Origin of the sequence: Vibrio sp. YT-16 (assembly GCF_033337405.1) — a bacterium.
GTDB classification, from domain to species: domain Bacteria; phylum Pseudomonadota; class Gammaproteobacteria; order Enterobacterales; family Vibrionaceae; genus Vibrio; species Vibrio alginolyticus.
The window spans coordinates 65404-81762 of the sequence record NZ_JAWOQQ010000018.1; the positions used below are offsets into that span (position 1 = coordinate 65404).

Consider the following 16359-nt stretch of genomic DNA (forward strand, 5'->3'; position numbering starts at 1 on the left):
TGTTTTATCGGCTTATCGAGTAATCCTTGACCTTACCTCAATGTGTAATTAACGCAAAGTGTGAATTAAGCCGAAAAAGAAAAAAGTGCGTCATCAGACCAGAGGGACGAGACTAAATGGCAAAAAGAACAATAAAAAAGGGAAGCTTATGCTTCCCTTGCTGGTGGAGAGAGTGTGATTTACTCACCGGTGTAAACAATCAGTACCTTGTCGTCTTGGTATTGGCGTTCGAACGCGTAGTAACCTTCTTGATTGCGAGTGATGTGCTTACCTTGAGCAACCGCTGGGTGGCGTTTACGGAATTCACCCAATTTTTGCCAATGTTGCAGCAGATCTTCACGCTCGCCATGAATCTTATCCCATGGCATATCTGAGCGTGTGCCTTGGTGGGCGTCTGAACCAGTAATGCCAAAATCACGAGCTATCTCATCACCGTAATAGATCTGTACTGCACCCGGAGCCAGCATCAGAGCATTTGCCGCACGTGCTTGGTCATCAAAGCTGCGGCTGCGTGCCGACCAAAACAGTTGTGTATCGTGTGAAGACAGGTAGCTCAACACATTGAACTCAGGATCGGTATTGATGCGCTCTGCATAGCGGCGGTAATCATTATCAAGTTGAGCGAAACACTTCAGCGCTTTTGGTGCCACATCAGATTGGAACTCGAAGTTGATGATGGAATCGAAGCCGTTATCGAAATACGGGCTCTTCACTACGCTGTGTGCCCACACTTCACCTGTCATCCAAAATGGCAGGTCATCTAGTGCTTTGTCTGGATTGTTTTGCTTCCACTGGGCAAGCGCTTGAGTGGTGCTGGCTTTCAACTCTGCCCACGCTTCCATTTCAACGTGTTTGGCCGTGTCGACACGGAAGCCGTCAATGCCGTAGTCACGTACCCAATCGGATAACCAGGTAATCAGGTGTTCACGTGGGGTTTGCAGCTCATCTTGCGCATTGGTGTCTTTATTGCGGAAGAAGTTTGGTAATCCGGTTTTCTTAGTCGATTCGGTTTTGAGATCCGGTAGGTAGTTCAAAGACATGGTGATATCGTTGTAGCCCGGAGCATCGTAGTCACCAATGTCGGTGCGGATCCAATCTTTGCCCCACCATTTATCCCACGCTTCGCTATCACCGTATTTGATGTAATCGTTGAAGCTGTGCCAGCTTTGTCCTGATTTTGGCTGCCAGTCGGTCCATTTTTCACCAAGGACTTCTTTAGCTTCTTGGTCATCTAGGTAAAGCTGACCAAAGCCAAATTCCTGCATGTCTGCTAATGTTGCGTAGCCAGTGTGGTTCATGACCACATCCCAAATCACGCGGATGCCTTTCTTGTGGGCGGTATCGACGAAGGCTCTGAGTTCATCTTCGGTACCCATGTTGGCATCAAGCTTGGTCCAATCTTGGTGGTAGTAGCCGTGGTAGCCGTAGTGCTTAAAGTCGCCTTTATCGCCGCCGCCAACCCAGCCGTGGATTTGTTCCAGTGGCGAGGTTATCCAGATAGCATTCACACCAAGTGATTCGATGTAATCGAGTTTTTTCGTCAGACCCGCCAAGTCACCACCGTGGAAGGTGCCAATCTCATATTTTCCGTCTTTGCTGCGACCGTAGCTGTTGTCGTTGTCTGGGTTGCCATTGTAGAAGCGGTCGGTCATGACGAAGTACACCGTCGCATTGTCCCAACTGAACGGTTTGTCGGCTTGTTGTTCAACTTCTTCTAGCAGCAATAGACCTTGGCTCATAGGACCCGGTTGCATGGTGACGCTGCCATTGGCGACAGTGGCTTCTTGTCCGGCTAAGGCATCACGAACGACAGTGCCATCATTAAAGGTTTGAGCAACATTGATGGTTTTTGGCGTGTCAGTTGCGACAGGGCAAGAGTAGGTGATGTCCTGAGTCTGTTTTGGTTTGATTTTGACCGTGAGCTCATTGGTGGTTGGGTTGAGCGTAAATTGATAGGTATTGGCTTTGAAGATGCGCAGCGGCATTTGTGCGTCAGTGGCGCAGTTATCCATTTTTAATGGACGATTGAATTTGATGCGATCTTCTTCTGCTAGGGCAAAGCTACTGCCACAGCTTTGCTTGCTGTCAGCAATGGTAAAGCTATAACTGCCTTTTTCGAGTTTTTGCTCGGCGACAAGTAAGCCTTGTGAGTTTTCCTCAAAAACAGCGGTGTCATCACCAACGCTTAATACGATGGCATTTTCTGGAATCTGGCTGCAAGCGCTCAGTAGACCAATAGAGAGTGCGAGAATTGTTTTTTTCATTGTGTCCTTCCCCCGAATAAACAGTCCAGTTATAGCAAAACTGTGCCTCTACAATCCGAGCTCTATACCAACAAGTTAAACGCGTCTCACCCTACAAATTTTAGTCTTGTTCACAAAATGAATAATAAGCGTCACCTTCATCGGTTTGAAGGCAACAAAAAAGGGAAGCATCTGCTTCCCTTTTACTTATTTCTTAATCACTTCGAAGAGTAATGAATTACTTTTGAAGCAAAGAAATGTCTGCGATCTGTAGGAACAGGTTACGCAGGTTGTTCAGTAGTGTCAGACGGTTCTTCTTAAGTGCTTCGTCGTCTGCCATTACCATTACGTTATCAAAGAACGCATCAACTGGTTCACGTAGGTCAGCTAGCTTGCTTAGGGCTTCTTGGTAGTTACCTGTAGCAAATGCTGGCTCTAGCGCTTCAGTCATTACTTCAACGCTTTCTGCTAGTGCTTTCTCTGCGTCTTCGTGTAGAAGTGCTAGGTCGATGTCTGCCGCTAGTTCGCCGTCGAATTTCGCTAGGATATTACCTACACGTTTGTTCGCTGCTGCTAGAGACTCTGCTGCTTCTAGTTCACGGAAGTGAGAAACCGCTTTAACTCGTTGGTCGAAGTCTGCTGGTTTCGTCGGACGACGAGCTAGAACCGCTTGAATGATGTCTACGCTGAAGCCTTCGTCTTGGTACCAAGCACGGAAACGACCAAGCATGAACTCGATAACGTCTTGCTCAACGTTGTCGTTGGTTAGGCGATCGCCAAACAGTGACTTCGCTTTCGCTACTAGGTCAACAAGATCTAGGTTGTAGCCGTATTCAACGATGATACGTAGTACACCTAGAGATGCGCGGCGTAGTGCGAATGGGTCGCTGCCTTTAGGCGCTTGACCAATACCGAAGATACCTACGATAGTGTCTAGCTTGTCTGCCATTGCAACTGCAGTTGAAACGCCGTTAGATGGTAGTTCATCACCTGCGAAACGAGGCATGTATTGCTCGTTCAGTGCTACTGCAACTTCTTCTGCTTCACCGTCGTGGCGAGCATAGTGCATACCCATAACACCTTGAGTATCCGTGAATTCGAATACCATTGAGGTCATTAGGTCACATTTTGCTAGTAGACCAGCACGCTTTGATTTCTCAACGTCAGCACCGATTTGCTCAGCAATGTAGCCAGCAAGCTCTGTGATGCGGTCTGTTTTGTCTTTGATCGTACCCAGTTGCTTTTGGAAGATCGCTTGCTCTAGTTCAGGCAGACGGTCGATAAGCGGACGCTTACGGTCTGTGTTGAAGAAGAACTCTGCGTCAGCAAGACGAGGGCGAACTACTTTCTCGTTACCTTCGATTACGTAACGAGGCTCTTTTGATTCGATGTTCGATACGAAGATGAAGTTAGGTAGTAGCTTCTTGTTTTCGTCATAAACAGGGAAGTACTTCTGGTCACCTTTCATGGTGTAAACCAACGCTTCAGAAGGCACTTTTAGAAACTCTTCTTCGAACTTCGCTGTTAGTACTACTGGCCATTCAACCAGAGACGTTACTTCTTCTACTAGGTCATCTTCTAGGTCAGCGATACCGCCAACCGCTGCTGCTGCTTTTTGTGCGTCAGCTAGGATGATTGCTTTACGCGCTTCGTAATCTGCCATTACTTTACCGCGCTCTTCTAGAATCGCAGGGTATTGCTCAGCAGAATCGATAGTGAACTCTTGCTCACCCATGAAGCGGTGACCACGGATAGTGCGGTCTGAAGCGACACCAAGGATCTCGCCTTCGATTAGGTCGCTGCCCATTAGCATGGTTAGCGTCTTAACTGGACGGATGAACTGAGTTGCTTTGTTACCCCAGCGCATTGGTTTTGCGATAGGTAGGTTTGCTAGTGCTTTCGCTGCAAGTTCAACGACGATCTCAGACGTTGGCTGACCTTTCACTTCTTGTTTGAACAGTAGCCATTCACCTTTGTCTGTAACCATGCGCTCTGCTTGGTCAACCGTGATGCCACAACCGCGTGCCCAGCCTTGAGCCGCTTTTGTTGGGTTGCCTTCTGCGTCAAATGCTGCAGAAACCGCAGGACCACGCTTTTCAACAACTTTGTCAGACTGGCTGTCTGCTAGTGCTGCTACTTTTAGAGCAAGACGACGAGGTGCCGCGAACCATTTCACGCCCTCGTGAGCAAGCTCAGCGCCTTTTAGTTCTGCTTCGAAGTTTGCTGCGAATGCTTCAGCTAGTGTGCGAAGTTGCGTTGGTGGTAGCTCTTCTGTACCTAGCTCGATTAGAAATTCTTTTGCCATGTTACTCTACCCCTTACGCTTGTTCTTTCTTACACATTGGGAAGCCAAGAGCTTCACGCGATGCGTAGTATGCTTCTGCAACTGCTTTCGTCAGGTTGCGGATGCGTAGGATGTAACGTTGGCGTTCAGTTACTGAGATCGCTTTACGCGCATCTAGTAGGTTGAATGCGTGGCCAGCTTTTAGAATGCGCTCGTAAGCAGGTAGTGGCAGTGGCTTTTCAAGCTCAAGCAGCTCTTTACACTCTTTCTCGCACTGTTCGAAGAAGCCAAATAGGAATTCAACGTCTGCGTGCTCGAAGTTGTAAGTCGATTGCTCTACTTCATTTTGGTGGAAGATGTCACCGTAAGTCACTTTGCTGCCGTCTGGTGCGATGTTCCAAACTAGGTCGTAAACAGAGTCTACTTCTTGGATGTACATTGCTAGACGTTCGATACCGTAAGTGATCTCACCAGTAACTGGCTTACACTCAAGACCGCCAACTTGCTGGAAGTAAGTAAACTGAGTCACTTCCATGCCGTTTAGCCAAACTTCCCAGCCCAGACCCCATGCGCCTAGTGTTGGGTTTTCCCAGTTGTCTTCTACGAAACGGATGTCGTGTACAAGAGGGTCAATACCAAGAACTTCAAGGGAGCCAAGGTACAACTCTTGAATATTGTCAGGCGATGGTTTTAGCGCTACTTGGAATTGGTAGTAGTGCTGAAGACGGTTAGGGTTTTCACCGTAACGGCCATCAGTAGGACGACGTGAAGGTTGTACGTAAGCTGTCGACATTGGCTCTGGGCCAAGCGCTCGTAGACAGGTCATTGGGTGAGAGGTACCCGCACCCACTTCCATATCTAGCGGTTGAACAATGGTACAACCATTTTGAGCCCAATAATCCTGCAGCGCGAGGATCATTCCCTGGAAGGTTTTGATATCGTATTTTTGCATAAGTCAGGTTCGCGCGATTCTCTTGTTACTCGTTAATTCGTCATCTATGCCGAGTTTTTCAACTCTAACAACGGCGATAAAGAGTAATTACGGTTGAATAAATTAACAATCTAGTATAACCAGATATTGAGCATGGGAGTAGAGCTAATCTTGATTAATTCGTGGGCGATTTTCTCCTTTAATGAATTTTTACCGCGTTATCTGCTGTATTTTTCCTAAAAGGGAGTTTTTGCCTGCTTTGGCTCTTGAGAAGCGCAACAAAGGTGGCTAGAATTGCGCCTGTCTTTGGGGAGTAGCTTACCTGATGAAGTTTCTGTTTCATCTGGTTCGTCCGTCAACATAATTGGTGCAAAATCACCATGGCGTTCGAGACTTGAAGCCTTTCAAGTTTAGCAAGACCTTAGACAAATCATCACGAACCGGGGTAGGGGCGTGAGGTTTGTCTTCGGTTAAAAATAATAATCCCTGCCCCAATGAGCATGTCGTGAGCGTTTTAGCTATTTCAATTACTACTGTAGCGTTAGCAGAAATTGGCGATAAGACCCAATTGCTATCTCTATTACTCGCAAGTCGTTACCGAAAACCAATCCCAATTATTGCAGCAATCTTTTTGGCAACTATTGCCAACCACGCTTTGGCTGCATGGTTAGGTGTGGTTGTCGCAGACTATCTATCACCTGAGATTTTAAAGTGGGTGCTGGTGGTCAGTTTTGTCGCGATGGCGGCTTGGGTTCTGATCCCGGACAAACTGGATGATGACGAGCAGATTTCTAATCGAGGCCCATTTATTGCCAGCTTTATCGCGTTCTTCGTTGCGGAGATAGGCGATAAAACTCAGATCGCCACTTCCATCTTAGGGGCGCAATACGCGGATGCGTTAAGTTTGGTGATTATCGGTACCACAATCGGTATGCTGCTGGCGAATGTACCTGTGGTCCTGATTGGTAAATTGTCGGCCGACAAGATGCCTTTAGGGCTGATCCGTAAAATCACCGCATTTTTGTTTATTGCTCTGGCAATAGGGGCTGCACTGTTCTGATTTTTTGCACGTGAAATGATGTGAGTTATCAATCATTAGTGGCGTGCTGCGCGAGTTCAAACTCTGACTCAAAATCGTTCCGTTGCGTGACGGATGACATATAAGTGTCATACTTGTCATGGTAGTTTAATGGTGTGAATGATAGCGAGAGGGCAAGTTTATGCTTACACGTTACATGGGGATGTCCCCGAAGAGTCAGAGTTATTTATTCACTTTTGGTTTAGTGCTGTGTTTACTAGCGATGGTGCTAACTGATATGTGGTTACCGATTGTAGCAGGATCGTTCGTTCTTACTGGATTGACAGTAGAAGCGTGGATTCGTGTCGCTCACATCATTCCTATGCATGAAGAGATGCGGGCAATGAAGAAACAACTTAACAAGCTCCAATCAGAAGTTCGCACACTCGAATACGACGAATAAACAAACGGCAGCCAATATAGGCTGCCGTTTTTAGTTCGACCAGATTATTCCAATCCTTTCTTGATCAGGTACTGATACGGAACTTGCTCCGTTTGTGCCGCAACTAATTGATGGTCCATAAAGCGGCAGAAACTCGGAATGTCTCGAGTTGTGGATGGATCGTCTGCTTTGACCAGCAAAATCTCACCATCTTGCATGTTGCGAATTGTCTTCCTGACCATCATCACTGGCTCTGGGCAGCGCAGTCCTTCCGCCTCTAATGTCTTGTTTGCCAGTTCAGGATTAAAGCTCATAGTGTGATTCTCGTAACTAACTGAGCGTTGAATTTTACTTTCGTTGAAAAAATATTCAATAACCACTTGGCAAACCGAATTTTTTGTTTTACCTTAAATTAACAATTTGGTAACAACTGGCAAGGGAGAGGCAATGTTAACAGCGTTAGACAGACTTACGATTTACTCAGTGCTGTGTTTTATCTCGTTTTGTGCATTGGTACTCAGGACGCCAGCTGACACCTCTTTGACGCCTCTAGTAGGCATGGTTGCCACTATTATTGGGATTTGGATCGAGATGCGCAGATGGTCTGGCGCATCTGAGCAAGAAAATTAGCGCTTCTTGCTTGGATCAGAATGCTTTTAATAACGCTCACCTATTTTTACCGACACTTCATTCCGACACTATCCCCATTTTTCTTGGGCTTCCCCGCTGAAAGGCGGGATTTTTTTTGCCTAAAGAGTACAATTTACCCAAACACATACAAAATAAGTGGCTAATTCGTGGAACTGGAAGACATCTATCGCCGAGATTTAAATTTACTGGTTGCGTTGCGAGTACTGATAGAAGAAAACAGTGTCAGTAAGGCGGCAACACGTCTGAACTTGAGTCAATCGGCAATGAGTCGTGTGCTTGGTCGTCTACGCGACTTATTGGGAGACCCGCTGTTTACTCGTCAGGGACAGCATTTGATCCCAACTCAGAAAGCGTTAGAGATCGATCGCTCATTGGGCGAACCATTAGAGTCTTTACGTCAGTTGTTATCTCCGGTTGAGTTTGACCCATTGCAATGCGTACAGACTTTCAACATCGTGACCACCGACTATGCCATGCAAACGATCTTACCGTTCGCTTTGCCGAGAATTTACCAAGAAGCGCCAAACGTGTCTTTCAACTTCTTACCACTGCAACACGACCGTTTATCAGATCAGCTCACTTATGAAGGTGCAGACTTAGCGATTTGTCGCCCGACAGGCCCGGTGGAGCCTCTACGCAGTGAAGTGTTGGGGCGAGTGGGGGTGCTGTGTATGCTTTCAAAACAGCATCCATTAGCGAATAAAGAAATGAGCTTGGATGATTATCTGAGTCATCCACATGCCATGATCGCCATCAGTGATGGTGTTAAGGCACTGATCGAACAAGCTTTGATGGAGAAACCTAAGCGTAAAATGGTCCTGCGGGCGTACCATTTAGAAGCCGCATTGGCGATCATGGATACCTTGCCAATTATCATCACAGTGCCAGCGGATTTGGCGTATCTGGTTGCCGAGCGTTATGACTTGGTGGTGAAACCGTTACCATTCCAATTCACGCCGTTTGAATACTCGATGATTTGGCATGCGCGTTGCGAGCATTCTCCCGCTCAAGAATGGTTAAGAACGATTGTGCGTGAAGAGTGTAGCCGTCTGATAGCTAAACGTATCGAAGATATGGGACTGAACTGCTAACAAAAAAGAGCCAGCAATGCCGGCTCTTCGTCTGTTTACACTGAGTCAGTGTTTATAGCTTGATAACCACACGACCCGTTACTTGACCGTTGGTGATGTCTTCTGCATATTTCGGTGCTTCAGCAAGAGCAACTTCAGTACACGCTTGCTCGAAGTAGCTGTCTGGTAGTAGCTCGACCAGCTTTTCCCATGCAGCGATACGTTTCTCTGTTGGGCACATTACTGAGTCCACACCTTGTAGGCGAACATTACGTAGGATGAACGGCATCACTGTGGTTGGTAGATCAAAACCACCTGCAAGACCACAAGCTGCAACTGCACTGTTGTAATCCATTTGCGCCAATACTTTAGCCAGTACTTTGCTGCCTACAGTATCAACCGCACCTGCCCATACTTGCTTTTCAAGTGGACGTGCTGGTTCTTCAAATTCAGTACGGTCGATGATGCGGCTAGCACCTAGTTTTTCAAGTAGCGGGCCATTTTTTTCTACACGACCTGTCACTGCAGCAACTTTGTAGCCAAGCTGTGCTAGAAGCGTTACTGCGACTGAGCCTACACCGCCACTTGCGCCAGTTACAAGGATTTCACCATTTTCAGGTTTGATGCCTGCATCAAGCAGTGCTTGAACACATAGCATGCCTGTGAAACCAGCAGTACCAACCATCATTGCTTTCTTGCTATCTAGACCTTTTGGTAGTGGTACTAGCCAATCTGCTTTTAGACGAGCACGCTGAGACATACCACCCCAGTGGTTTTCACCCACGCCCCAGCCAGTAAGGACAACTTTGTCACCAGCTTGGTAGCGGTCGTCTTCTGAGCTTACTACCGTACCTGCTAGGTCAATACCTGGCACCATCGGGAAGTTACGGATGATTTTACCTTTACCTGTGATCGCAAGACCGTCTTTGTAGTTTAACGATGAGTAATCAACGTCAATCAGAACGTCGCCTTCAGGCAGTTGTGTTTCATCGATTTGCTCGATGTTAGCGATAGTACGTTTGTCTTCTTGATTTAGAACTAGAGCATTAAACATAAGGTTCTCCGATTGTGCGGTAGCATGACTCTGGGTCACATGCAGCAAGATATCAACTGGTCTAAGTGTATGTCTTCTTTGTCTATGAATAAAATGAAACTTGAGCATTTAATGTATGCTCTTCATGCATATTTGATGTAAAACAAAAAGGGCGACATCAATTGTCGCCCTTAAGTGTAATACTAAAAATTTTATTATTAGTTCATTTGCTTATGATTGTTGGCTCGATCACTACAACAACGTCTTGAACTGTTATGGTCGTTCAAATACTGTCGCAATGCCCTGACCCAAACCGATACACATGGTGGCCAGACCGTATTTCGCGTCTTTCGCTTCCATTAGGTTGATCAACGTTGTTGAGATACGTGAACCAGAACAGCCTAGTGGATGACCCAATGCTATCGCACCACCGTTAAGGTTGACCTTCTCATCCATAACATCAAGCAGGCCTAAGTCTTTAGCACACGGCAGAGACTGCGCGGCAAATGCTTCGTTTAGCTCAACCACATCCATGTCTTCAATTGAAAGACCGGCACGCTTGAGCGCTTTTTTCGTCGCAGGTACAGGACCGTAACCCATAATAGAAGGATCGCAGCCCGCAATGGCCATGCCTTTAATACGTGCACGAATCTTCAAACCAAGCTCATTAGCTTTCTCTTCACTCATGATCAACATCGCTGATGCACCATCGGACAGCGCCGATGAAGTACCGGCTGTTACTGTACCGTTTGCAGGGTCGAACACTGGGCGAAGTTGAGATAGACCTTCAACGGATGTTTCAGGGCGAATCACTTCGTCGTAATCCAGAGTGAACAGTGTGCCGTCTGGTGCGTGGCCTTCAATTGGTAGAATTTCGTTTTTAAAACGACCTTCTACGGTTGCTGCGTGCGCACGAGCGTGTGAGCGAGCGGCAAACTCGTCTTGTTGCTCACGGCTAATGCCATGTAATTTACCCAGCATTTCAGCCGTTAAGCCCATCATGCCCGCAGCTTTTGCTACGTTCTTTGACATACCTGGGTGAAAGTCTACACCGTGGTTCATTGGCACATGCCCCATGTGCTCAACACCACCAATTAGGCAGATTTCAGCATCGCCAGTCATGATGGCACGTGTACCGTCGTGAAGCGCTTGCATTGATGAACCACACAAGCGGTTCACCGTCACGGCGCCAATTTCAATCGGCAGGCCCGCGAGTAGCGCGGCATTACGTGCAACGTTAAAGCCTTGCTCTAGTGTTTGCTGTACACAGCCCCAGTAGATGTCTTCAATCTCGCTTGGGTTCACTTGTGGGTTACGCGCAAGAATGCCTTTCATTAGGCGCGCAGATAGATCTTCTGCTCGTGTATGACGGAAAGCACCACCTTTAGAGCGACCCATTGGAGTACGTAGACAATCGACTACGACAACATTTCTTGTTTGATTAGTCATTTTAGAATCCCTCCTTAGATAGAACCTTGCTGTTGTGCACCGTAAAAGCTTTCACCTTTCGCCGCCATATCAATCAGCATTTGCGGTACTTGGTACATCGCACCTAGCTCGGCGTGTTGTTTTGCCATTTCAACGTATTCAGCAATACCCACGCTGTCTAGATAGCGGAATACGCCACCGCGGAATGGAGGGAAACCAAGACCATAAACCAATGCCATATCTGCTTCCTGCGGAGTCGCGATGATGCCTTCTTGTAGGCACAGCACCACTTCGTTGATCATTGGAATCATCATACGTTGAATGATGGTCTGATCGTCAAAGTCCTGCTTATCGGCACAAACGTCAGCAAGTACCGGTAAGATCGCTTCGGAGAAGGTTTTCTTCGGCTTACCTTTTTTATCTATGGTGTAGCTGTAGAAGCCATTACCATTTTTCTGACCATATTTGTCTGCTTCGAACAGTGCATCAATCGCATCACGACCTTGTTTACCCATACGCTCAGGGAAACCGTCAGCCATCACAGCTTGTGCGTGGTGCGCGGTATCAATGCCGACTACGTCAAGCAAGTACGCCGGTCCCATCGGCCAGCCAAATTTACGCTCCATGACTTTGTCGATTTTCGTAAAGTCAGCACCATCACGAAGTAGCATGCTGAAGCCGCCAAAGTATGGGAACAATACGCGGTTAACGAAGAACCCTGGGCAGTCATTAACGACAATTGGTGATTTGCCCATTTTCGCAGCATACGCCACAACACGATTGATGGTTTCATCAGAGGTATGCTCACCACGGATGATCTCAACAAGAGGCATACGATGCACTGGGTTGAAGAAGTGCATACCACAGAAGTTTTCTGGGCGTTTTAGTGATTTTGCCAATAGGTTGATAGGAATCGTCGAGGTGTTTGAGGTGATAACGGTGTCGTCACCGACATGGGATTCAACTTCACTTAAAACTGCTGCTTTTACTTTCGGGTTTTCAACGACAGCTTCAACAATCACATCAGAGTTTTCAATACCTGCGTAATGTAGGCTCGGTGTGATTGACGCTAAAATACCCGCCATCTTAAAGCCATCAATGCGACCGCGAGATAAGCGTTTATTCAGCAGCTTAGATGCTTCAGTCATGCCTAGGTCGAGCGACGCTTGCGCGATGTCTTTCATTAAGACAGGCACACCTTTTAGCGCTGATTGGTAAGCAATGCCGCCACCCATGATACCTGCACCTAACACGGCTGCACGTTGCGTGTCTTTACTTGCTGACTTCGCTGCTTTTTTCGCAATGCCTTTGATGTATTGATCATTAAGGAATAGGCCAACGAGTGATTTTGCTTCTTCCGATTTAGCCAATTTCACGAAGTGCTTACGTTCAATGTCTAACGCTTCATTACGTGCAAAGCGAGCACCTTCTTCAATCGTGATAACGGCTGTCATTGGGGCAGGGTAGTGAGGGCCTGCTTTTTGTGCCACCAGACCCTTCGCCATGGTGAAACTCATCATTGATTCAAGCTTACTCAGCGTTAGCGGAGATGTTTTCTGTGCTCGGCGTGCTTGCCAGTCAAGTTTCTCGTTAATTGCAGAGTTAAGAGTTTGTAGTGCTGATTCGTATAAAGCATCAGTCTCTACAACTGCATCGAGTAAGCCAATTTTCAATGCTTCATCCGCACGGCATGCTTTACCTTGGGTGATGATTTCCATTGCGCTGTCTGCGCCAATAACGCGAGGTAAGCGTACACAACCACCAAAGCCAGGCATGATTCCCAGTTTCGTTTCTGGTAGGCCGATGCTGGTGGTTTTGTCACCAATACGCATGTCTGTTGCTAGCACACATTCACAACCGCCACCAAGAGCGTGGCCTTTGATCACTGAGATGGTCGGAACGGGTAAGTCTTCTAATTTGTTAAAGATGCTATTAGCAAATTGCAGCCATTGGTCGAGCTCGGCATCCGTTTTAGCAAACAGACCTAAAAACTCGGTAATGTCTGCGCCTACAATGAATGCGTCTTTATCTGAAGTGAGCAACAACCCCTTGAGGCCTTGATGGGCAATGAGCGCATCAAGAGCTTTATCTAGCGATTCCAATGTCGCTAGGTCGAGTTTGTTGACGGATTTTGGAGAGCAGAAGCTTAGCTCTGCAATACCATCTTGTATTTCCTTTACCTGTAGGGTTTCGGCTTGGTAAATCATTGTCTATCTCCATGACATACAATCGTGGATTGTCTGTATACCTATTTCAACGACGCCGTGTACCTCGGCAAATAGGTATCGAGGAAGTCGGTTTATTTTTGTTCTGGTTTGACCAGTAAAGTTAGTTTGGATCGTGGATTGTCTAATTTCAATACATTTTTTAAACAAGTGTTTAACATTGTGCGCTGTGGCAGATCTTATGCGACGGGTAAATCACACTCGTGATAGACTTCAGGCAAATAAACCTGAATCCATAATCCTATGAATGACAAGCCTTATCTGATTCCAGCAGAGCCCGCTCAATTTGAAGAAGAAATTAAAAAGAGCGTCTTCATTACTTATTTGGCACACACGCCAAGTATCGAAGCTGCAAAAGCATTTGTTGATCAAATCAAAGCTAAACACGCTGATGCTAGACATAACTGTTGGGGCTTTGTTGCTAGTCGACCAGAAGATTCGATGCAGTGGGGCTTTAGTGATGATGGAGAACCTTCAGGGACGGCAGGTAAACCGATCCTTGCTCAGCTGTCTGGATCTGGTGTGGGGGAGATCACGGCTGTGGTCACGCGATACTCTGGTGGAATCAAGTTAGGTACAGGCGGCTTGGTTAAAGCGTATGGGGGTGGGGTACAACAAGCGCTCAAGCTGCTTCAAACTATTGAGAAAAAAATAACCACAAAGCTCAGACTAACGTTAGACTATGGGTTTATGCCGATCGCACAATCAATCATGCCGCAATTTGGTGCGATAGAAGTCGAGGCTGAATACAGCGATCAGGTCGTATTAGTGGTGGAAATTGAGCTTCGAGAAGTGAGCGCGTTTACCCAAGCAATCATTAATAAAAGCGGGGCAAAGGCAATTGTCACTCCGCTAGACGGACAATAATGAAAAACAGGAAGCAACAGGGACAGCTTCGCTAGTCAATTTATCCATGCAATTTCGTTCAATTATTCGAATCGTCGGGCTACTGCTCGCACTCTTTAGTGTCACTATGCTTGCGCCAGCACTCGTTGCGCTGATCTATCGAGATGGTGCTGGTGTGCCTTTTGTCACGACATTTTTTGTTCTGCTGTTTTGTGGGGCCGTTTGTTGGTACCCAAACCGCAGGTATAAGCACGAGCTTAAAGCTCGAGATGGCTTTCTTATTGTCGTCTTATTCTGGACAGTACTTGGCAGTGCAGGCTCGATCCCCTTTCTCATTGCTGACAACCCGAACGTCTCAGTGACAGATGCGTTTTTTGAATCGTTTTCTGCTCTCACGACGACCGGGGCGACCGTTATTGTTGGTTTGGATGAGTTACCTAAAGCGATTCTATTCTATCGACAGTTACTGCAGTGGTTCGGCGGTATGGGAATCATCGTATTAGCGGTGGCGATTTTGCCAGTACTTGGCATTGGTGGTATGCAGCTTTACCGCGCCGAGATCCCTGGTCCAGTCAAGGACACTAAAGTGACGCCGCGCATAGCAGAAACTGCTAAGGCGCTTTGGTACATCTATTTGAGCCTGACTATCGCCTGTGCTTCGGCTTTTTGGTTAGCTGGTATGACGCCATTTGACGCCATCAGTCACAGCTTTTCCACCATTGCTATTGGCGGCTTCTCTACCCACGATGCCAGCATCGGATATTTTGATAGTTACGCGATTAACCTGATTACTGTGGTTTTTCTGCTTATATCTGCATGTAATTACACACTGCACTTTGCTGCATTTGCATCAGGTGGCGTACATCCCAAGTATTACTGGAAAGATCCTGAGTTTCGCGCCTTCTTGTTTATTCAAGTGCTGCTATTTATCATTTGCTTTCTATTATTACTGAAACATCATTCTTACACATCGACATACGATGCTTTCGATCAGGCTCTGTTCCAAACCGTATCAATATCCACAACAGCGGGCTTTACGACAACAGGTTTTGCGGATTGGCCGCTCTTCTTACCTGTGCTGTTATTGTTCTCTTCCTTTATAGGTGGTTGTGCTGGTTCAACAGGCGGCGGCATGAAAGTGATCCGTATCCTGCTTCTTACCTTACAAGGTGCGCGTGAACTAAAACGTTTAGTCCATCCACGCGCGGTTTACACCATCAAAGTAGGTGGCAGTGCCCTACCGCAACGTGTTGTCGATGCGGTTTGGGGTTTCTTCTCCGCATACGCATTGGTATTTGTGGTTTGTATGTTGGGGTTGATTGCAACAGGAATGGATGAGCTCAGTGCGTTCTCGGCGGTGGCTGCGACTCTGAACAACCTCGGTCCTGGCTTGGGAGAAGTGGCGCTTCACTTTGGTGATGTTAACGACAAAGCAAAATGGGTATTAATAGTTTCTATGCTGTTTGGTCGTTTGGAAATCTTTACCTTACTTATTCTACTTACGCCGACGTTTTGGCGTAGCTAAGGGGAAATCGTGGCAAAAGCATTATTTCTATACTCTTCCCGCGAAGGGCAGACTAAAAAAATTCTCCACTATATAGATGAACAACTTCCAGATTTCGATTGTGAGCTGGTGGATTTACATAATGTCGAGACGATTGACTTCAGCCAATACGACAGAGTATTGATAGGCGCCTCTATTCGCTATGGCCATCTTAATAAAAAGCTATACCAGTTTATTGAGCGAAACCTCAATCAATTGGAGCAAAATAAAGTGGCATTTTTCTGCGTAAACCTAACCGCTCGTAAAGAGGACCAAGGAAAGGATACACCTGAAGGTAGTGCCTACATTCGCAAGTTCCTAATTAAGTCGCCTTGGAAACCAACGCTAATCGGTGTTTTTGCTGGTGCACTTTATTACCCACGTTATAGCTGGTTCGACAGAACTATGATTAGGTTCATTATGTCGATGACGGGTGGCGAAACCGATACGACCAAAGAGGTGGAGTACACCAATTGGGAAAAAGTGGCTCTTTTCGCAGATAAATTTAGAGAACTGTAGAAATAACGTGCTCTTTTGACCGCTTTTGATGCAAATTTATCCGAACGATAAAAAAATCAAAAAAAACGAGAAAAAGGGCTTGCCAATGTGATCGCAATCTCTATAATGCCACCTCGCTGACACGGC

Annotated in this window: 14 protein-coding genes; 7 read left to right on the top strand and 7 right to left on the bottom strand. The window is 46.7% G+C overall.

Features of this window, described 5'->3' with window-relative positions:
- Window positions 1–179: 179 nt before the first annotated feature.
- From R7F07_RS21520 to glyQ, 3 genes are all read right to left on the bottom strand, one after another.
- Window positions 180–2264: an alpha-amylase gene (locus R7F07_RS21520; RefSeq protein WP_171343337.1), complete on the bottom strand. Its 2085-nt coding sequence runs from the start codon at window positions 2262–2264 to the stop codon at window positions 180–182.
- Window positions 2265–2481: 217 nt separating this feature from the next.
- Entirely contained in the window at window positions 2482–4548 is a 2067-nt protein-coding gene (glyS, locus tag R7F07_RS21525) for a glycine--tRNA ligase subunit beta (RefSeq protein ID WP_104979891.1), read from the bottom strand.
- 13 nt (window positions 4549–4561) lie between these two features.
- Window positions 4562–5479 (bottom strand): glycine--tRNA ligase subunit alpha, encoded by a 918-nt coding sequence (glyQ, locus tag R7F07_RS21530; protein ID WP_005383818.1) that lies wholly within the window; start codon window positions 5477–5479, stop codon window positions 4562–4564.
- A gap of 484 nt (window positions 5480–5963) precedes the next feature.
- Here glyQ and R7F07_RS21535 point away from each other — a divergent pair, with 484 nt between their 5' ends.
- Complete coding sequence (locus R7F07_RS21535) at window positions 5964–6518, top strand: TMEM165/GDT1 family protein (RefSeq protein WP_005378877.1); 555 nt, start codon at window positions 5964–5966, stop codon at window positions 6516–6518.
- 160 nt (window positions 6519–6678) lie between these two features.
- Window positions 6679–6939 (top strand): hypothetical protein, encoded by a 261-nt coding sequence (locus tag R7F07_RS21540; RefSeq protein WP_047102559.1) that lies wholly within the window; start codon window positions 6679–6681, stop codon window positions 6937–6939.
- Between the two features lie 44 nt (window positions 6940–6983).
- Here R7F07_RS21540 and tusA read toward each other — a convergent pair whose 3' ends face one another.
- A complete protein-coding gene (tusA, locus tag R7F07_RS21545) occupies window positions 6984–7232 on the bottom strand; it encodes a sulfurtransferase TusA (protein ID WP_005378879.1) in 249 nt (82 codons plus the stop codon).
- 133 nt (window positions 7233–7365) lie between these two features.
- On the opposite strand from tusA, the gene R7F07_RS21550 reads away from it, so the two are divergent.
- Together R7F07_RS21550 and R7F07_RS21555 are read left to right on the top strand one after the other, a co-directional pair.
- Window positions 7366–7548 (top strand): hypothetical protein, encoded by a 183-nt coding sequence (locus tag R7F07_RS21550; protein WP_005378880.1) that lies wholly within the window; start codon window positions 7366–7368, stop codon window positions 7546–7548.
- Between the two features lie 167 nt (window positions 7549–7715).
- Complete coding sequence (locus R7F07_RS21555) at window positions 7716–8660, top strand: LysR family transcriptional regulator (protein WP_017821924.1); 945 nt, start codon at window positions 7716–7718, stop codon at window positions 8658–8660.
- 52 nt (window positions 8661–8712) lie between these two features.
- Here the strand turns inward: R7F07_RS21555 and R7F07_RS21560 are convergent, their stop codons facing one another.
- The 3 genes from R7F07_RS21560 to fadB all read right to left on the bottom strand — a co-directional run bounded on the left by R7F07_RS21560 (window position 8713) and on the right by fadB (window position 13307).
- The gene (locus R7F07_RS21560) at window positions 8713–9693 is read right to left on the bottom strand and encodes an MDR family oxidoreductase (RefSeq protein WP_005378882.1); all 981 of its coding nucleotides are present in this window, start codon (window positions 9691–9693) and stop codon (window positions 8713–8715) included.
- Window positions 9694–9945: 252 nt separating this feature from the next.
- On the bottom strand, window positions 9946–11121 hold the full coding sequence (gene fadA, locus R7F07_RS21565) for an acetyl-CoA C-acyltransferase FadA (protein ID WP_017635587.1): 1176 nt from the start codon (window positions 11119–11121) through the stop codon (window positions 9946–9948).
- Between the two features lie 14 nt (window positions 11122–11135).
- Entirely contained in the window at window positions 11136–13307 is a 2172-nt protein-coding gene (gene fadB / locus R7F07_RS21570; protein WP_054579435.1) for a fatty acid oxidation complex subunit alpha FadB, read from the bottom strand.
- 261 nt (window positions 13308–13568) lie between these two features.
- On the opposite strand from fadB, the gene R7F07_RS21575 reads away from it, so the two are divergent.
- The 3 genes from R7F07_RS21575 to hemG are packed head-to-tail and all read left to right on the top strand — an operon-like array spanning window position 13569 to window position 16233.
- Window positions 13569–14192, top strand: coding sequence for a YigZ family protein (locus tag R7F07_RS21575; RefSeq protein WP_025768945.1), 624 nt, complete (start codon window positions 13569–13571; stop codon window positions 14190–14192).
- A 46-nt stretch (window positions 14193–14238) separates the two neighbouring features.
- A complete protein-coding gene (locus R7F07_RS21580; protein WP_005378893.1) occupies window positions 14239–15696 on the top strand; it encodes a TrkH family potassium uptake protein in 1458 nt (485 codons plus the stop codon).
- 9 nt (window positions 15697–15705) lie between these two features.
- A complete protein-coding gene (gene hemG / locus R7F07_RS21585; protein WP_005378894.1) occupies window positions 15706–16233 on the top strand; it encodes a menaquinone-dependent protoporphyrinogen IX dehydrogenase in 528 nt (175 codons plus the stop codon).
- The last annotated feature ends 126 nt before the right edge of the window (window positions 16234–16359 follow it).